The organism is Rhodococcus ruber (genome assembly GCF_027270735.1).
In the GTDB taxonomy this organism is placed as follows: Bacteria; Actinomycetota; Actinomycetes; order Mycobacteriales; family Mycobacteriaceae; genus Rhodococcoides; species Rhodococcoides rubrum_A.
Genome location: NZ_JAPWIJ010000006.1, coordinates 1 through 17,769 on the forward strand (window position 1 = coordinate 1; position 17,769 = coordinate 17,769).

A 17,769-nucleotide genomic window follows, 5' to 3' on the forward strand; every position below is an offset into this window, starting at 1 on the left:
GGCGACCTAATGGATCAGTGCTCAGGTGGCACGACACCCCATCAGCATTCTGGGACCCCTCGCCGACCGGTGGGGACACGATCTAGGGCTAGGAGTCGATCCACACTCCAGGATGAAATAGTGCTCACCCACCAGCGGCTCGGTGACCAGCGTTCTCCGGTTGCGCCAATTCCAGCCGGAGACTCGCCGATCAAGTCCCATTAGGATGTCGAGGGTGACGGCCATCGATCTCAACGCCGATCTCGGCGAAAGCTACGGTGCGTGGACTCTGGGCGACGACGACGCCATGCTCGACGTTGTGTCGAGCGCCAACGTCGCGTGCGGCTTTCACGCCGGTGATCCCACCACTCTGTTGCGCACGTGCCGTTCGGCAGCTCGAGCAGCCGTGCGGATCGGAGCGCAGGTGGGCTACCACGACCTCGCCGGGTTCGGCCGACGCTTTCTCGACGTCTCCCCCGCCGACCTCACTGCCGACGTGATCTACCAGATGGGCGCACTCGATGCGCTCGCCCAGGTGGGCGGCTCGGCCATTGCCTACGTCAAACCTCATGGGGCGCTGTACAACGCAATCGTGCACCACCGCGAGCAGGCACGGGCCGTGGTCGACGCCGTCACCTCGTACGACGCGACCCTGCCGGTCCTCGGGCTCCCCGGTTCGGTCTTCCTCGAGGAAGCCGAGCGAGCCGGACTGCGCACCGTCGCAGAGGCTTTCGCAGACCGCGCCTACACGCCGCAGGGCACACTCGTCTCGCGCTCCGAGCCCGGCGCGGTGCTCTCGGATCCCCATGCGGTGGCACAGCGAGTGCTGACCATGGTCGCCGACGGCACCGCCGTGGCCGTGGACGGCTCGACCATCGACGTCCGGGCCGAGTCGATCTGCCTGCACGGCGACTCCCCCGGCGCAGTCGCCATGGCCACCGCCGTCTCGGAGCAGCTGCGCGCCAACCACATCGACATCACTGCCTTCGTCTGATGCGTTTCCTCCCGGCCGGCGACAATGCCACACTCGTCGAATTCGACGGGCTGGACGAGACGATGGCGTACTACCGTGCGCTGACTCTGGACCCACCGGCTGCCCTGGTCGACCTCGTTCCCGCCGCGCGCACCGTGCTGGTGATGTTCGACGGGGCACGGCAGCCGATTCTCGACTGGATCTCGGCAGTGACACCCTCCGCCTCGACGGATGAAGACCGGTACGACACCGTGACGATCCCCGTGATCTACGACGGGGAAGACCTCGACGAGGTGGCCGGCCTGACCGGCCTGACCACCGCAGAAGTCGTTGCGGCTCATCTCGATCAGACGTGGACCGTCGCCTTCGGCGGTTTCGCCCCCGGGTTCGGCTACCTCGTCGGCACCGACACACGACTGCACGTCCCGCGGCGCACGTCGCCGCGCACGAGCGTCCCGGCCGGTTCGGTGGGGCTGGCGGGCGAGTTCTCGGGCATCTACCCACGCTCATCCCCCGGCGGTTGGCAGCTCATCGGGCATACCGACGCGCAATTGTGGAACCTCGACCGTGAACCGCCGGCACTGCTGCGCCCCGGCACCACCGTCCGATTCGAGCGGGCATGAGAGCCCTCACCGTGCTGCGGACGGGGCCACTGTGCACCGTGCAGGATCGTGGCCGCCCGGGGCACGCGTCGATCGGAGTGGGCCGCTCCGGTGCCGCAGACCTGCTCTCGCACGATGCCGCAAACCGATTGGTGGGCAACGATTCCCATGCCGCGACACTGGAAGTCACCTTCGGTGGACTGAATCTACGCGCCGAGTTCGACGCTCTTGTCGCAGTCACCGGTGCGCGCGCGACCTGCCGGATCGACGGCACGGAGCAGGGACTGTATTCGACACTGGTGATCCGAGCCGGGCAGGAATTGGAACTGTCTGCGCCGACATGGGGTCTGCGCAGCTACCTCGCCGTACGGGGCGGTATCGACGTGCCCGTCGTCCTCGGCAGCCGATCGACAGACACTATGTCGAGCATCGGCCCGGCCGCTCTCTCCCTCGGCACCGCCCTGCCTGTCGGCAACGACAAATCGTGCTGGCCCGCTGCAGATTTCGGTGTTCCGCCGACAATCCGAGAAGCACTGCACATCACCTTCGGGCCACGCGATAACTGGTTCACCGAACGCGCTCGATCACTACTGCTCGAGCAGCCGTGGACAGTGACGCAGGATTCGGATCGCGTCGGGATCAGGCTGGACGGTGCCGAACCCTTGACCCGCGCGATCGACGACGAATTGTCCAGCGAAGGAATGGTTCTCGGTTCGCTGCAGGTTCCGCCGTCCGGTCAGCCGGTACTGTTTCTGGCCGACCATCCCGTCACAGGCGGCTATCCGGTGATCGCCGTTGTCACCGCGGGCGCTATGTCTGCCGCCGCACAGCTGACCCCCGGCAGTCGGGTGCACTTTCGCGCTATCGGTTGATTCCGACCGCACACAACCTCACACCCCTTTTCTCGACCTCACATACCCATTCAAGCGATAGCAGGGGTGCAAGGTTTGCAGAAAGGGTGTGAGGTTCGCGCTTCAGCCGCGGCGCTGCCGCGCGATGTCGGCCAAGACGACGCCTGCGGCGACGGAGGCGTTGAGCGATTCCACCGGCCCCGCCATCGGGATCGACAGGATGTGGTCGCAGGTCTCGCTGACCAGACGCGACAGGCCCTTGCCCTCGGATCCGACGACGATGACAACCGGCCCCTTGCCGTCGAAGGTGTCGAGTTCGGTGTCGCCGCCGGCATCGAGGCCGACGACCGTGACGCCCTTGGTCTGCCAATCCTTCAGGGTGCGAGTCAGATTGACCGCGCGCGCGATGGGCAGCCGAGCAGCGGCGCCGGCACTGGTTCGCCACGCCACTGCGGACACGCTCGCACTGCGCCGCTGCGGGATCACAACGCCGTGGCCACCAAACGCCGCCACCGAACGCACAACTGCGCCCAGGTTGCGCGGGTCGGTGATGTTGTCGAGCGCAACGAGCAGCGCAGGTTCCTGGTGCGTGCGGGCGTTCGAGATCAAGTCGTCGGGATGCGCATAGCGATACGGCGGTACCTGCAGCGCGAGGCCCTGGTGCAATCCGTTGGCGCTGAGCTTGTCCAGATCCGAGCGAGGCACCTCGAGGATGGAGATGCGCGCATCGCCCGCTCGCTGTACGGCTTCCTTGAGCCGGTCGTCGCTGTCGGTTCCCACGGCAACCCACAGGGCCGTCGCGGGCACACCTGCGCGCAGGCACTCGACGACCGGGTTGCGACCGAGTACCACCTCGGGGCCGTCCTCGGCCTTGCGTCCGGCCGGTCGCCCACCTGCACGGCCACCGGTGGTGACGCCGCGGTTCTGCGCGGACTTCTCGGCGAGCTTGGCCCGACGCGCCGCGGGATGCTTGGTGCGCTCGGAGGCGGGAGGCGTCGCGCCTCGTCCTTCGAGACCCTTACGACGCTTGCCTCCGGAACCGGCGACCTGCCCCTTCTTGGTGCCGTCCTTGCGGATTGCGCCGCGCCTACTCGAATTGCCTGCCATCACAAACCTGCTTCGTCGGTCTTGCTCGTACCCAACGACCATTCGGGCCCGTTGGGTGTATCTGTCACGTCGACTCCGGCCTCGGCCAATCGATCGCGTATCTCGTCTGCGGCGGCCCAGTCCTTGGTCGCCTTCGCCGTTGCTCGACGCTCCAACTCGGCCTCGACCAACACGCCGAGAGCACTCAGAGCGGCTGCGTCGGAACCACTGTCGCTGATCCAGTGCGGATCGAGCGGATCGACACCGAGTATGTCCAGCATCGCCCGCACACTGCCTGCGTACTCCACCGCGGCCGGTAGGTCACCGGACTCGAGCGCGGTGTTGCCCAACGTGACGGTGGCGTGAATCTCGGCCAACGCCTTGGGAACTCCGAGGTCGTCGTCGAGGGCAGCGGCAAATCCTGTGGTCCACTTGCCCATCGGTACCTCACCGGCGCGTTCGACGGCTCGCCGGACGAACCCCTCGATACCCCGATAAGTCACGGCCGCCGTCTCGAGCGCGGTGTCGGAGTACTCGAGCATCGAGCGGTAGTGTGCACCACCGAGGTAGAACCGAAGTTCTTGCGGCCGAACCTTTTTGAGCACATTGGGCACCGAGAGAACGTTGCCGAGGGACTTCGACATCTTCTCGCCGCCCATCGTCACCCACCCGTTGTGCAGCCAGTACCGCGAGAAGCCGTCGCCGGCCGCCATCGACTGCGCTCGCTCGTTCTCGTGATGTGGGAACACCAGATCGAGACCGCCGCAGTGGATGTCGAAATCCGCGCCCAGGTATGTCTCCGCCATTGCCGAGCATTCGAGGTGCCAACCCGGGCGACCCGGACCCCACGGCGTCGGCCAGGACGGCTCGCCGGGCTTGGCACCCTTCCACAGCGTGAAATCGCGCGGATCACGCTTGCCCTCGGCGACGCTCTCGCCCTGGTGTACGTCGTCGAGCTTGTGACCGGACAGCGCGCCGTAACTCGGAAAGCTCTGCACGTCGAAGTAGACGTCGCCACACGCGTCGGCGTAGGCGTGGCCGCGTTCGATCAGTCGCTCGATCATCTGGACCATCTGGGTGATGTGCCCGGTCGCACGCGGCTCCGCCGACGGCGGCAGCACACCGAGTCGGTCGTAGGCCCAGGTGAACGAACGCTCGTACGTTGCCGCCCACTCCCACCACGGACGACCGGCGTCGCGCGCCTTGTTCAGGATCTTGTCGTCGATGTCCGTCACGTTGCGAACGAAAGCGACGTCGTAGTCATGCGCCAACAGCCAGCGGCGCAGCACGTCGAACGCGACCCCGCTGCGCACGTGACCGATATGGGGTTCACCCTGCACCGTCGCCCCACACAGGTACACCGATGCATGGCCAGGGACCAGGGGGGTGAATTCCCGCAAGGCCCTCGTCTCGGTGTCGTGTAGGTGAAGGGTCACGACCAGCAATGCTACCGGTGGTTTTACCCCGTCATGACAAGTGCGGTCGCGATGGCCGCAATTCCTTCACCCCGACCGGTCAGACCGAGCCCGTCGGTGGTGGTCGCAGACACCGATACCGGCGCTCCGAGCACCCGCGAGAGAACCTCCTGCGCCTCGACGCGACGCGCCCCGATCTTGGGCCGATTGCCGATGATCTGCACCGCGGCGTTGCCGATCGCGAATCCGTCGGCGTCGAGCAGCCGCTTGACCTCGGTCAACATGGCAGCTCCGCTGACCCCATCCCATTCCGGACGGCCGGTGCCGAAGACCGACCCGAGGTCGCCGAGACCTGCCGCGGACAGCAATGCGTCGCACAGAGCGTGCGATGCGACATCGCCGTCGGAATGTCCCTCCAGCCCGTCCGCGTCCTCGAACAGCAGTCCGGCCAGCCAACAGGGTCGGCCGGGAGCAATCGGATGGACGTCGGTGCCGATGCCGACTCTCATAGCGCGCCTCTCACAGCAGGGCCTGTGCCAGTAGTAGGTCGTGTGGCGTGGTGATCTTGAATGCGAGGGCATCGCCGACGATGGTGTGCACCGTCTCTCCGATGCGCTCGACCAAACCCGCGTCGTCGGTGGAGATGTCGGTGGTCGCGTCGTACGCACGACGCAGGACGTCGGCGTCGAAGCCCTGCGGTGTCTGTACCGCGCGCAGACTCGCGCGATCGGGCGTGCCGACCACCGCGCCCATGAGGTCGACCGACTTTATGGTGTCGACGACCGGAAGAACCGGAATGACGGCGGAGCGACCGGCGCGCACCTCGGCCACGACGCGCGCGATCAGCGTCGGTGGCGTGAGGGCACGCGCGGCATCGTGGACTAACACGATGGACGCGTCACCGACAGCAGCGAGACCGGCCCGCACCGAGTCGGTACGCTCGACGCCACCCGCGACGACGAGCACGTCGGCACCGACGTGGCTGCGAGCCGCGTCGAGAAGATCCGCGGGGACTATGACGACGATGCGATCGACGGCACCCGAGGCCCGAAGTCCGTCCACGGACCGCGTCAGGAGAGAGTCGGTACCCAGACAGACGAATGCCTTCGGCTCGTCGTGTCCGAGCCGAAGGCCTTTGCCTGCAGCGGGTACCAGCGCGACTACGTCGCCGGCAGCACCGTTCACCCTACGAAACTGTTCACACTACGAAGCTGTTGCGAGAACTTCGTCGAGCATGGTGTCGGCCTTGGCCTGGTCGGTTCCTTCGGCCAGTGCCAGCTCGCCGACCAGAATCTGACGTGCCTTGGCGAGCATGCGCTTCTCGCCTGCCGACAGTCCACGATCCTGTTCGCGTCGCCAGAGATCGCGGACGACCTCGGCCACCTTGTTCACGTCACCGGAGGCCAGCTTCTCCAGGTTCGCCTTGTAGCGGCGCGACCAGTTGGTGGGCTCTTCGGTGTGCGGTGCGCGCAGCACCTGGAATACTTTGTCGAGGCCTTCTTGCCCGACGACGTCGCGAACGCCTACGTACTCCGCGTTGTCCGCGGGGACTCGAACGGTGAGGTCGCCTTGCGCGACCTTGAGAACCAGATACTCTCTCGGTTCACCCTTGATGGTGCGTGTCTCTATCGCTTCGATCAGCGCCGCTCCGTGATGGGGGTAAACGACGGTGTCTCCGACCTTGAAAATCATGTGACAAGTGCCCCTTTCGATTTACCCAGAATACCACGTCCGATATCAACGGTGCAGGTCAGGGGCATAGCGATGCCGAATCAGGGGTTGACACAGACGCATCGACGTGTATCCGGGGCCACATTTTCACGTGGGCCGTTCTGCATGTACTTCTCCTGACAGGCACCCCCACCTGGCATCATCCGGCCACTGGCAGACCCCACGGGTGGTCGGTGGACGAGAACTACTATTCTGCCTAGTGGACGAGATGGACCGAGCCGGCCCGGCACCACATGGAGGACGACCGAAGTGACTGCAATCGACGCTGCGACACCGCTTGGCCGCCATCGCAAAGTGGCCACCACTCTCGCCCTTCTCGCCGGTGGCGCACTCGCCCTCACGGCGTGCGGCGCAGGCCAGATTTCCCAGACTGCAACCCAGGTCGCCGCGGTCAACGGTAACTCCGCCGACGTGGGGGCCATTCAGCTGCGCAACGTCCACGTGGTGTACCCGGATTCGCAGGAGTACAGCATCGAGCCCGGCGGCACCGTCGAGCTCGGCTTCACTGCCATCAACTCCAACCCCGCTGCTGCCGACGAACTGACCGGCATCTCGTCCCCCGAGGCGCAGATCACCATCGTCGACGAGGCGGAATCGGGAAGTAACGAGATCGCTCCACTGACCGCGCTCGGTGCAGGTTCGCCCGCCGACGTTCAGCTCGACGATCCCCTGCTGCCGATCCAGTTGATCAAGGTCGAGATGGCCGACATCAGCGAGAACGTACGTCCGGGCCTGACCCTTCCGGTCACGTTCGAGTTCGCGAACGCAGGTGAGGTCGTCGTCAACGTGCCTGTCGACGCCGGTCACGAGCTCGAGCGCTCCGAAGAGGCAGTATCCGAGCACAGCGGCGGACACTGACCTCCCTCTCGAAATCGCACGACCCTGTCGGTGCCGATCGTTAGGCTCCAGCAGTGGTCAAACTGAAGTCGAGCTACCGCTGCTCTGCGTGTCATCACTCGGTCTCGAAATGGGTCGGGCGCTGTCCCGAATGCGGCAACTGGGGATCGATGGACGAGGTCCAGGCCACCGCCGCTCCCCTGACCACCCGCGCAGGTGCGTCGGCGTTGCGTTCCGGCGGTGGGGCGATGATCCCGACCACGCCCGCCGCTGCTCTGACGACCATCAGCAGTGCCACCTCTCAGGCCAACACCACCGGGATCGACGAGTTCGATCGCGTACTGGGCGGCGGTTTGGTGCCCGGTTCGGTAGTTCTGCTCGCGGGTGAGCCCGGAGTCGGTAAATCGACCCTGCTGCTCGAGGTCGTGCATCGGTGGGCTCGCTCGGCACCGGATCGCCGCGCGCTCTACGTCACGGGTGAGGAATCAGCCGGCCAGGTTCGGTTGCGCGCGGACCGCACCGGCGCGGTACACGAGCGAGTCTTCCTCGCCGCGGAGTCCGATCTGGCCACGGTGTTCGGCCATGTCGAACAGGTCAAGCCCAGCCTGTTGATCGTCGATTCGGTACAGACGATGCTCGCCGCCGATGTGGATGGGGTCATCGGCGGAGTCACTCAGGTTCGCGCCATCACCAGTGCTCTGACCACCCTGGCCAAAACCACCGGGGTAGCGGTGTTGCTCGTCGGACACGTCACCAAGGACGGCGCGGTGGCAGGTCCCCGGTCGCTCGAGCATCTGGTCGACGTCGTGCTCAACTTCGAGGGTGACAAGCACTCCACGCTGCGGATGATTCGTGGCGTCAAGAATCGCTTCGGTGCCTCCGACGAAGTGGGGTGCTTCGAGTTGCGCGAGACCGGCATAGTCGGCATCAGCGATCCGTCCGGGTTGTTTCTGCATCATCGAAGCGACGCCGTTCCCGGGACGGCCGTCACGGTGACCATGGACGGCAAGCGGCCGCTACTGGCGGAGTTGCAAGCACTGATCGTCGACACCGCGATGCCGTCGCCCAGGCGTGCGGTCAGCGGACTCGATCATGCTCGAGTGGCGATGATCCTGGCCGTTCTCGAACGCCGGTGCGGGGTCAAGGTCTCCAAGGCCGAGGTCTATGCCGCCACTGTCGGCGGCATGCGCACCAGCGAACCGTCCGCGGATCTCGCTCTCGCGGCGGCCGTGGCCTCGGCCGTTCGCGATCAACCCCTCCCTGCCGGAATGGTCATTCTGGGCGAAGTGGGCCTGGCCGGCGAGGTTCGACGCGTAGCCGGGTTGGGCCGCCGACTCGCCGAGGCTGCACGGCTGGGCTTCAACTACGCGATCGTCCCCGAGGACGCCGGACCCATACCGGACGGGATCAAAGTCAAGACGGTCACCAACGTCGGTGAGGCGTTGACGTATACGCGTATGCGCCCCGTATGACACCGGGCAGTACTCTTTATCCGCACGGAACTCTTCATCCGCACGGACAGAAGCTACGCCGCACGCTGACATGACACGAGGGGGTTGGCCATGGAGGGCACCACGCCGTCCCCAGCGTTGCGCGAGACCATTGCTCGGCTCGCACCGGGAACCGCTCTGCGTGACGGCCTGGAGCGAATTCTGCGCGGCCGCACCGGCGGGTTGATCGTCCTCGGCTACGACGAAGAAGTCGAGGCGATCTGCGACGGAGGCTTCGAACTCGATGTCGAGTTCGCACCGACCAGGCTTCGTGAGTTGTCGAAAATGGATGGCGCAGTGGTGCTTTCGACCGACGGCAAGCGCATCGTTCGGTCCAATGTCCAGCTGGTTCCCGACCACAAGATTCCCACGGTCGAATCCGGTACTCGGCACCGTGCTGCCGAGCGCACCGCCATGCAGACCGGCTATCCCGTTGTCTCCGTAAGTCAGTCGATGAGCATCGTCAGTGTGTACATCGGCGGCATCCGACACGTCGTCGAGGGCTCGTCCACCATCCTCTCTCGCGCCAATCAGGCCGTCGCGACCCTCGAGCGCTACAAAGCCCGGCTCGACGAGAACACTCGTCAACTCTCGGTCGTCGAGATCGAGGACTTCGTGACTCTGCGCGATGCCCTGACCGTCGCGCAGCGGCTCGAGATGGTGCGGCGAGTGTCGGTGGAGATCGAACAGAACGTCCTCGAACTCGGCACCGACGGCCGCCAGCTCGCCCTGCAGCTCGAAGAGTTGTTGGGCGACAACGACGTCGATCGTCAACTGGTCGTGCGCGACTATCTGGCCGGCAACGAGCCGTCGAGCACCACCGGGGTGGAGAAGGCACTCGCCGCCCTCGACAAGCTGACCGACGTCGATCTGCTGGACCTGACGACGCTGGCCCGCGCCTTCGGCTACCCAGCGACCATCGAGGCCCTCGACACCCCGATGAGCCCTCGCGGCTATCGGGTACTGACGCGCGTTCCGCGGTTGCAGTTCAGCCAGATTCACCGACTCGTCGGCGCGTTCGGCACGCTGCAGGGGCTGCTCGCCGCCACCGCTGCCGATCTGCAGTCCGTCGACGGAATCGGTGGACTGTGGGCCCGTCACATCCGCGAAGGCCTCTCCAGACTGGCCGAGGCCTCGATCTCGGGCCCGTACGACTAGGACTTCTTCTTCGTCCCCGGCAGGAAGCCTGCGTCGATCACGGCCTTGACGTACGGCCGGGCGCTGGTGATCAGCTGCTCGGCGTCCGGGACGTTCTTCCACACTGCTGATGCCATGGCGTCGGTGCGATCTTCGATGTGCTGATCGAGAGCGGTGCCGTTGTCGGTCAGCGTCTCACCATCGGCAGAGGTGGTGAGCAGTCCGCGGGTGGCGAGTCGCTCTGCGGCCGAGTCCCATTCGCTCTCGGACCACTGCCTCGTCAGCTGCGTGATGCGTTTGCCGAGCGCTCGGCGGCCGGGCTGCGGGGTCGGGCGAACGGCCTCGTGAAACACTGCCGCTTCCGTCGGGTCGAGTTCTGCGTCGATCAAGGCGGCGAGGTGGCCGTCGCCGCGCCATTCACGCAGAACGGTGATCGAATGCCAGAGGGCAAGATGCGGCACGTCGGGTCGTTCGGTGGAATGCCATGCGGCCGAGAGCGGCCGGCCGGCGAACGACGCGGTGTCGCCGATATCGCCCAGACGGCCCGCCAACGTGGCGAGAGCCGGGTCGTCCGCCAAGGAGCCGAGAGCCGTTCCGAGAACGGAGTCGAGCAGGGCCCACCGACGGTCGGACACCGCATCCAGACCGACGGCCACAGCGGCCGGCCATGCACGCTCGATCAGCATCGGGTTGAAGTTGTAGAACGCAGCGGCAACGACACTCGGCGCGCACGGACCCATCGGGGCGGCCCGTGCACCGACGTACCAGGCATGACCGTCGAGTCCGGTGTCCTCGTAGGCTGATCCCAGTTCAGGATTGAAGTACGCGGTGACGTGGAAGGGTTCGAGAGTCTTGTAGGCGGCGCGGGCGAGAGCTGTCGAGGTGGTCATGAGACTCGACCGTACTCAGCCGGTGATGTTGAACGGCTCCGGCACACTCTTGAGCTCGCCGAGCTGCGCGATCGCCTGGTACGCACCGACACCCACCGGGATGCGCTCTTCGCCGCAACCCGGAACGGAGTTGGTACCCGACCACTTGACCGTGAATCCGGCTTGCTCGCCGGGCTTGAAGGTACGCAGATCGGACGCGGCGTTGGGGAAGCAGTCGACGTTGGACCAGATGCGTTGGTTGTCGAGGGTGTAGACGAGCGCCTGTTGCAGACCGGCACCGACGTCGCGCTGACATTCGGTGGAGCCGATGTTCGTGATGACCACGGTGAACACGGGCTCTTCACCCAGACGGTAGGTGGCCTTTTCCGGCGTCACCTTGATCGCGAGCGACTGGTCCGGGCATTGATTGGCGATCACCGGAGCCGGTGCACCGCTGGTTGTCACTGCTGCGCCACCACCGGCTGCAGAGTCGGTGCCTCCACCAGATCCACCGGAACCGCCGCCGGAGCCACCCGAGCCACCGGAATCACCTTGGGTGGCGGACGAACTGGGTGATGGCAGAGCCGAGGTCGATGCCGGTGCGGACACGACACCGGCGGGAGCGGCCTCGGTGTCGTCGGAACCGCCGCTGAGCGAAGCGATGAACCACACGATCAATCCGAGGACGACAACGGCCGCACCGATGGCGAGCGCGCGGCGTCGCCAATAGATTTCGGGAGGCAAAGGCCCGCTCGGTTCCAACACGAATCAACCGTATGCGGCCGGAGGCAACCTTTCCCTGAGCCCACGCGGCGTGTCGCGTGAACGACTCGCTCGCACGGGCTCGGGGGCGAGTCAGGCGGGCTGTTCGCCGATGTCGCCGATGACCTCGCGGAGCTGCGCGTGTCCCTTCGACAGCTGGTAGGTGAGGCCGACGATCGCGAGTTCCCCGGCCTCTACCTTCTCGGCCACGATGCGGGAGCGCTGCATCAGCAAATTGCCGGTCTCTTGGACGTGCCGTGCCTCGAACTCGTCGACGGCCTCGTGACCGTCACGTCGGGCCGAGAGCACCGACGGGGTGACGCGTTCGACGACGTCCCGAATGTAGCCACCGGGGACGTCTCCGCTTTCGAGGGCATCGACGGTCGCCTGGACTGCACCGCAGTGATCGTGACCGAGCACCACGATCAGCGGCGCGTTCAGTACCGCCACGCCGTACTCGATGGAACCGAGGACGGCGGAGTCCACCACATGACCGGCAGTGCGGACGACGAACATGTCACCGAGGCCCTGGTCGAAGATGATCTCGGCGGCTACACGCGAGTCGGCGCAGCCGAACAGGATGGCACCGGGATGCTGAGCACTCTCGAGGCGAGCACGGTCCTCGATACCCTGCGACGGGTGCAGGACCTCTCCGGAGACGAACCGTTGGTTGCCTTCCTTGAGTGACTTCCAGGCAGCGATCGGATTCGAAGCAGGCATGGATTCATTGTGCACGCGGAGCGTGCCATCGGCTAGTTGGGTACACGTGCATCGAGTTACCGGCGAGTCGGGTTCACTACTGTTGGTACCCGTCACAGACACGAGGAGAAGGGCGCACAGTTGCCGATCGATGCCGAGGCTCTGCTCGGATGGTTCGATACCGACGGACGCGACCTACCGTGGCGTCGTCCGGGAGTGACCGCATGGCAGATCCTGATGAGCGAGATCATGCTGCAGCAGACGCCCGTCGTGCGGGTGGCTCCCATCTGGGACCAGTGGGTGCAGCGGTGGCCGGTCCCCTCGGCGATGGCCGCGTCGTCGCAGGCCGAGGTGCTGCGGGCGTGGGGGAAGCTGGGATACCCGCGTCGCGCATTGCGTCTGCACGAGTGTTCTCGGGTGCTCGCCGAGGACTACGGTGACGAGGTTCCGCATGACGTCGACACCCTGCTCGGCCTGCCCGGCATCGGGGCCTACACGGCCAGGGCGGTGGCGACTTTCGCCTACGGTCAGCGAGTTCCGGTGGTGGACACCAATGTTCGACGCGTCGTCGCGCGTGCGTTGCACGGCAACGCCGAGCCTGGAAATCCCTCGACGACAAGGGATTTGGCCGACGTCGAACAACTGCTCCCGAAGAGCGTGCCCCGCGCAGCCCGATACTCGGCGGCGTTGATGGAGCTGGGCGCGTTGATCTGCACCGCCAAGAATCCAGCGTGCTTGCTGTGCCCGCTGCCGGAGTGCGCCTGGATCGAGGCGGGAAGACCGGCGCACACCGGGCCTGCGAAGAAGGTCCAGAAGTTCGCGGGCACCGACCGTCAGGTTCGCGGCAAGCTCATGTCGGTGCTGCGCGAGAGCACCGGCCCAGTCGAGCGAGCTCAGCTCGACATCGTCTGGCCCACCGACCCGACCCAACGCGACCGTGCTCTCGATTCGTTGCTCACCGACGGCTTGATCGAGCAGACCGAATCGGGATTGTTCGCCCTGGCAGGCGAGGGCTCGGACGGCTAGGACGCCAGAAACTCGACGAGAGTCGCATTGACGGCATCCGGGCGTTCGAGGTAGCCGAAGTGACCGGTGTCGGCAATTTCTACATAGCGCGCACCGGGTATCGCGGCGGCAACGTCGCGGCACTGCTGCACCGGAATCATGCGGTCATCGGCAAATCCGATCACCAGAGATTTTGACCTGATTGCCCGATATGCAGCCAATCGATCTGTCCCGGAACGCATTTCGAGTCCGATCTGCGCCCGCATTCCCGCCGTCTTCTTGCCACCCGAATATTCGAGTACTGCCAGCCAATCGCCGATCGCAGCGTCGTCGGCCAGTGTCTTCGGTGAAAAGTTCTGCATCGCAGTCATTGCCGCGCGGTACGACGCGGGAAGTTCGATTCCGGCGTCGTGGAGATCCTTCTCGCCCTTCGACATCTGCGCACGAAAAGTGGTGGTCTTACCGAAGGTGGCCATCATCACTGCATGCGAGACCAGATCCGGCCGGGCCAAAGCCAATTCCTGGGTGACACGGGCCCCCATCGAGGTGCCCACGACGCGCGCGGGGCCCCCACCGAGGTGCTCTACGAGGGCAGCGGTGTCGGCCACCAGGTCGTCGAGCATCATCCCGCCTGCGCACTCGGACGACGGTGCGATGCCGCGATTGTCGAACGTGACGACCCGGTACCCCTGCTTCACCAGGGTAGGAACCTGATGGGTTCGCCACACTCGTCCCGGACTACCGGTGCCCATCACCAGCACCACCAGTGGTCCGTTGCCGGTGACGTCGTAGTTCAGGTCGATTCCGTTGAGCTTCGCGAGCGGCATTCGGATCATCTTAGTGTGCGCAGGAACCCCTCGACCGCCGTGCGATATCGCTCGGGGGCCTCGTCGTGAATCAGGTGCGCTGCGTTCTCGATCCTCACATACGTCGATCCGGGCTTGCGTGCGTGCATCTGTCGCATCTGCCCTGTCGGGGTGATGGAGTGCTCTCCCTCGATCAACAGCGCCGGAGACGCGACGGCATCCCACTCGTTCCAGAAATGACGCGTACCCCATTCCTGCGAGATCGCCTCGAAGGTGTCGACATCGCCGTGCAGTCGCCAGCCGTCGTCAGCGTGCTCGAAGGAATCCAGAAAGTATTGTCCTGCAACGTCTCCGAAGAAAGCGCGCACCGCATCCGCGTCGGGAAAGGGTTGCGGCCATGCCCGCATCATCGCGGCCCAATCGTCGGCGGTGCGGCCCCGGAAATCCGGTGCGATGTCTTCGATCACGAGGGCGGTCACCAGGTCGGGTCGCCCTGCTGCCGCACACCAGGCATGCAGCGATCCCATCGAATGACCGATGAGCACACTCGGGCCGAGCGACTCCAGATTCTCCAGCAGATCCGCTACGAACGACTCGGTCGAGAGCTCGGACGGTGCCGGCCGCCGGTGCCCTGGCGCGTCGTAGGTGTGCACGTGCCCGAATTCTCGAAGCCACGGAACCTGTCGACGCCAGGTGGCCGCACTACCCATCAACCCGTGCAGCAGCAGTATCGAACGGCCGGATCCACCCTCGTCGTAGAGCATCACCGCCGAGCATAACGGCGGAGTAATCTCGAGAGCATGGCCATTGTGAAGATCAACGCGATCGACGTACCGGAGGGCGCAGGCCCCGAACTCGAGAAGCGCTTCGCCGCTCGTGCCGGAACGGTCGACGGCTCCCCCGGGTTCCTCGGGTTCCAGTTGCTCCGGCCGGTCAAGGGTGAGTCGCGTTATTTCGTCGTCACCCAGTGGGAAGACGAGGAATCGTTCCAGGCCTGGTCCGGTGGACCGTCTCGCCAGGCACACGCCGGTTCCGGTGAGGGCAAACCGGTTTCGTCGGGAGCATCACTGCTCGAATTCGAGGTCGTACTGGACGTGCCTGCCACATCGTGAGCAACGCTGCTCAGATGCGTTCGCGGGCGAGTTCCCACTCGAGTTTCGTCGGCATCTCCGAATCCAGTTTCGCGACGGCATCGGCCAAGAACTCTGCGGGCATCGGCCTACCCAAGAAGTAGCCCTGGGCACCGTCGCACCCGAGCAGTCGGAGCGCATCGAGCGTGCCCTCGTCCTCGACCCCCTCTGCCATCACTCGCACCCCGAGGCTTCGAGCCAGGTCTATGGTCGAGCGCACGATCGACGCGTCGGTGTCGTCGGTGTTCATCTTCGACACGAACGAGCGGTCGATCTTGAGCGTCTGCACCGGCAGACTCTGCAGATACGCCAACGAGCTGTAGCCGGTGCCGTAATCGTCGATCGCAATGGTCGCCCCCAAGCCACGCAGGGAGGCCAACGCGTTCACCGAACGCACCGGGTCGGTCATCGCGGTCGTCTCGGTGACCTCGAACTCCAGCGTGTGCGCGGGCACCGCGTACTTGGCCAGCGCAGCCGACACCTGTTCGGTCAGTGTCTCGTCGAGCAGGTTCCTGACCGAAAGATTGACCGAGACAGACAGATTGACGCCACGGCGTCGTAACGCGCTGCACTGCGCCAACGCCTCGTCGAGCACAAGCGCGGTGATTGCGGGCAGCATGCCGGTCCGCTCGGCGTCGGGCAGAAAGATCGACGGGCCGATCAACCCCTCACGTGGATGCTGCCACCGCAGCAGAGCTTCGACGCGATCGACGCTGCCCGATTCCAGATCCAGGCACGGCTGGAAGAAGACCCGAAGCTGATGATCCCGAATCGCGGTGTCGAGCTCGCCCAGCAACCGCATCTGATCGTGGCGGTCACGATCCATGTCGGGTTCGTATCGACCGACTCGGGTGTGCCCTGCCTTGGCCGCGGTCAGCGCCACATGAGCCTGCTGCATCATCGCCTCACCGTCGATCGGCGTCGCCGACGGACCCTCCGGCCGGTACGCACATACCGCCGAATCCTCGATGGCTGCTACTCCGACAGTCGCATCGAGGGCGACGTTGATGTCGTGGACGAACATCTTGCGACTGACGGCGAACTGCAGCTGTGCGGCGGTCTCGCACACGTCGGTCCGGTCGGGACTCCTGCGCATCGCGACGACGAATTGATCACCACCGAGGCGTCCGACCAGATCGTCCGATCGAACCGATGCGACGAGTCGATGGCCGATCTCACGCAGCACAGTGTCGCCCACGCTGTAACCGAACGTCTCGTTGATCTGAGCGAAGCGGTCGATGTCGACCACCAGCGTGAAGACATCCGAATCACCGCGAGTGGCGAGCATCGTGTCCAAACGCTCCCGAAGTAGACGCCGGCTGGCGAGTCCGGTCACCGCATCCGTACGTGCAACATCCTCGAGGATGGCGGCCTGCAGTCGCAGCGTCCGCACGAAGCGCGCCATCCGGAACCCGACAAGCAGGATGACCAGCGCCGAGGATCCCACGATGAGCCAACCCCATTGCTCGACGGGAACGCCGCGGGCCAGCTGCACGGTCATCACCGTCGGTGTCACGGCGACCGCAACCGAGAGTCCGAAGAACCGTCCCTTACCGAATTTGAACGGACCGGGCCGTTCGGCCCGCCTCGCCGACTTCTGCGCATCGTGCAGGGCGACGACTCCGAAGCAGACGTACGAGGCCAACCACATCGCGTTCGGAATAGTCGACCCGTAGACCTCGGTGTTGCTCACGGCGGCGTAGGACGCGAAGTCGGCCGATACGAGCAGTACCACCCCGACTGCCGCGGCCACGAGCGGAACCGTGGTCGACCGCGTGACGAGGTACAAACTGCCGACGAGAGTCAACAAGAACGCGTCGACGGTGAGGTACGCCGTTGCCGGCCATAGGGCCATGGCCTCCGAGACCGACCGGGTCGAGCCGTCGGACACGACGAACACCCAGGTGACGAGACCGAAGCCCACGGCGACGATCAGGCACTCGTACAGTTCCTCCATCCCGAACACCAGACCGTTCTCGTCGGCGGCACGGGCGAACCCGACTGCGATGATCGCGTAGCCCAGAAGGTAGAAGACGTCCGCGGCGGAGAACGTCGACACCCGACCACCGTCGATCTTCATCACGGCTATCAGCGCGTCCCCGATGCCCCAGCTGCCGAAGCCGACGGCCATGTACTTCCACGTCCGCTTGTCCGGGCCGGGTTCACCCACGTAGCGATGCACGAAGGCGGCCACTGTGGCCGAAACCACGATTGCGTAGATCGCGTTCCGGGGTAATCCCTGCGGGGCTGTTGCGTAGCCCACCACCGCAATCGCACCGAGGCCCAGGAAGCGCGTCCACAACATGGTGGGCCGTCCTTCCTAGGCCGGTCGGTGCGTACCCCGAACGTGCGCAACAGCCGATCGAACCCGACGTTTGACCTCGATTCGTCACCGAA

Annotated in this window: 19 protein-coding genes; 8 read left to right on the forward strand and 11 right to left on the reverse strand. The window is 65.4% G+C overall.

The features are described 5' to 3' along the window. Positions 1 to 214: 214 nt before the first annotated feature. From O4220_RS14780 to O4220_RS14790, 3 genes are read left to right on the forward strand one after another with little or no spacing between them, the layout of a single operon-like run. Positions 215 to 973: a LamB/YcsF family protein gene (locus tag O4220_RS14780; protein WP_269605444.1), complete on the forward strand. Its 759-nt coding sequence runs from the start codon at positions 215 to 217 to the stop codon at positions 971 to 973. Next, positions 973 to 1,575, forward strand: a complete 603-nt coding sequence (gene pxpB, locus O4220_RS14785; RefSeq protein ID WP_269605446.1) for a 5-oxoprolinase subunit PxpB — start codon at positions 973 to 975, stop codon at positions 1,573 to 1,575. The genes O4220_RS14780 and pxpB overlap by 1 nt, the downstream gene beginning before the upstream one ends. Next, the gene (locus O4220_RS14790) at positions 1,572 to 2,426 is read left to right on the forward strand and encodes a biotin-dependent carboxyltransferase family protein (RefSeq protein WP_269605448.1); all 855 of its coding nucleotides are present in this window, start codon (positions 1,572 to 1,574) and stop codon (positions 2,424 to 2,426) included. The genes pxpB and O4220_RS14790 overlap by 4 nt, the downstream gene beginning before the upstream one ends. A gap of 102 nt (positions 2,427 to 2,528) precedes the next feature. Here O4220_RS14790 and rlmB read toward each other — a convergent pair whose 3' ends face one another. From rlmB to O4220_RS14815, 5 genes are read right to left on the reverse strand one after another with little or no spacing between them, the layout of a single operon-like run. Next, complete coding sequence (gene rlmB / locus O4220_RS14795; RefSeq protein WP_269605451.1) at positions 2,529 to 3,512, reverse strand: 23S rRNA (guanosine(2251)-2'-O)-methyltransferase RlmB; 984 nt, start codon at positions 3,510 to 3,512, stop codon at positions 2,529 to 2,531. Next, a complete protein-coding gene (gene cysS / locus O4220_RS14800; protein WP_269605453.1) occupies positions 3,512 to 4,927 on the reverse strand; it encodes a cysteine--tRNA ligase in 1,416 nt (471 codons plus the stop codon). The genes rlmB and cysS overlap by 1 nt, the downstream gene beginning before the upstream one ends. A gap of 23 nt (positions 4,928 to 4,950) precedes the next feature. After that, on the reverse strand, positions 4,951 to 5,415 hold the full coding sequence (gene ispF, locus O4220_RS14805; RefSeq protein WP_269605455.1) for a 2-C-methyl-D-erythritol 2,4-cyclodiphosphate synthase: 465 nt from the start codon (positions 5,413 to 5,415) through the stop codon (positions 4,951 to 4,953). A gap of 10 nt (positions 5,416 to 5,425) precedes the next feature. Continuing rightward, on the reverse strand, positions 5,426 to 6,091 hold the full coding sequence (ispD, locus tag O4220_RS14810; RefSeq protein ID WP_269605457.1) for a 2-C-methyl-D-erythritol 4-phosphate cytidylyltransferase: 666 nt from the start codon (positions 6,089 to 6,091) through the stop codon (positions 5,426 to 5,428). A gap of 18 nt (positions 6,092 to 6,109) precedes the next feature. Further along, positions 6,110 to 6,598 (reverse strand): CarD family transcriptional regulator, encoded by a 489-nt coding sequence (locus tag O4220_RS14815; RefSeq protein ID WP_027494344.1) that lies wholly within the window; start codon positions 6,596 to 6,598, stop codon positions 6,110 to 6,112. Between the two features lie 288 nt (positions 6,599 to 6,886). Here O4220_RS14815 and O4220_RS14820 point away from each other — a divergent pair, with 288 nt between their 5' ends. From O4220_RS14820 to disA, 3 genes are all read left to right on the forward strand, one after another. Beyond that, on the forward strand, positions 6,887 to 7,495 hold the full coding sequence (locus O4220_RS14820; RefSeq protein ID WP_269605460.1) for a hypothetical protein: 609 nt from the start codon (positions 6,887 to 6,889) through the stop codon (positions 7,493 to 7,495). Positions 7,496 to 7,548: 53 nt separating this feature from the next. Beyond that, positions 7,549 to 8,946, forward strand: a complete 1,398-nt coding sequence (gene radA / locus O4220_RS14825) for a DNA repair protein RadA (RefSeq protein WP_032380143.1) — start codon at positions 7,549 to 7,551, stop codon at positions 8,944 to 8,946. A gap of 90 nt (positions 8,947 to 9,036) precedes the next feature. Then, the gene (gene disA, locus O4220_RS14830; RefSeq protein ID WP_269605463.1) at positions 9,037 to 10,122 is read left to right on the forward strand and encodes a DNA integrity scanning diadenylate cyclase DisA; all 1,086 of its coding nucleotides are present in this window, start codon (positions 9,037 to 9,039) and stop codon (positions 10,120 to 10,122) included. Here the strand turns inward: disA and O4220_RS14835 are convergent. From O4220_RS14835 to O4220_RS14845, 3 genes are all read right to left on the reverse strand, one after another. Continuing rightward, the gene (locus tag O4220_RS14835) at positions 10,119 to 10,991 is read right to left on the reverse strand and encodes an SCO6745 family protein (RefSeq protein ID WP_269605465.1); all 873 of its coding nucleotides are present in this window, start codon (positions 10,989 to 10,991) and stop codon (positions 10,119 to 10,121) included. The two genes, disA and O4220_RS14835, sit on opposite strands and share 4 nt — an antisense overlap. A gap of 15 nt (positions 10,992 to 11,006) precedes the next feature. Further along, positions 11,007 to 11,735: a hypothetical protein gene (locus O4220_RS14840; protein WP_269605467.1), complete on the reverse strand. Its 729-nt coding sequence runs from the start codon at positions 11,733 to 11,735 to the stop codon at positions 11,007 to 11,009. 90 nt (positions 11,736 to 11,825) lie between these two features. Continuing rightward, on the reverse strand, positions 11,826 to 12,452 hold the full coding sequence (locus tag O4220_RS14845) for a carbonic anhydrase (RefSeq protein WP_032380723.1): 627 nt from the start codon (positions 12,450 to 12,452) through the stop codon (positions 11,826 to 11,828). Positions 12,453 to 12,572: 120 nt separating this feature from the next. Between O4220_RS14845 and O4220_RS14850 the strand changes: the two genes are divergently transcribed. Further along, entirely contained in the window at positions 12,573 to 13,457 is an 885-nt protein-coding gene (locus O4220_RS14850) for an A/G-specific adenine glycosylase (RefSeq protein ID WP_269605470.1), read from the forward strand. Here O4220_RS14850 and O4220_RS14855 read toward each other — a convergent pair. Together O4220_RS14855 and O4220_RS14860 are read right to left on the reverse strand one after the other, a co-directional pair. Further along, positions 13,454 to 14,263 (reverse strand): alpha/beta fold hydrolase, encoded by an 810-nt coding sequence (locus tag O4220_RS14855; RefSeq protein ID WP_269605472.1) that lies wholly within the window; start codon positions 14,261 to 14,263, stop codon positions 13,454 to 13,456. The two genes, O4220_RS14850 and O4220_RS14855, sit on opposite strands and share 4 nt — an antisense overlap. Positions 14,264 to 14,268: 5 nt before the next feature. After that, positions 14,269 to 15,006, reverse strand: coding sequence for an alpha/beta fold hydrolase (locus O4220_RS14860; protein WP_269605474.1), 738 nt, complete (start codon positions 15,004 to 15,006; stop codon positions 14,269 to 14,271). A 36-nt stretch (positions 15,007 to 15,042) separates the two neighbouring features. Here O4220_RS14860 and O4220_RS14865 point away from each other — a divergent pair, with 36 nt between their 5' ends. Then, positions 15,043 to 15,354 carry an antibiotic biosynthesis monooxygenase family protein gene (locus O4220_RS14865; protein ID WP_032380136.1) on the forward strand — a complete coding sequence of 104 codons (312 nt, stop codon included), beginning with the start codon at positions 15,043 to 15,045 and terminating at the stop codon, positions 15,352 to 15,354. A gap of 10 nt (positions 15,355 to 15,364) precedes the next feature. Here O4220_RS14865 and O4220_RS14870 read toward each other — a convergent pair whose 3' ends face one another. Beyond that, entirely contained in the window at positions 15,365 to 17,677 is a 2,313-nt protein-coding gene (locus O4220_RS14870) for a putative bifunctional diguanylate cyclase/phosphodiesterase (RefSeq protein WP_269605476.1), read from the reverse strand. Positions 17,678 to 17,769: the final 92 nt, after the last annotated feature.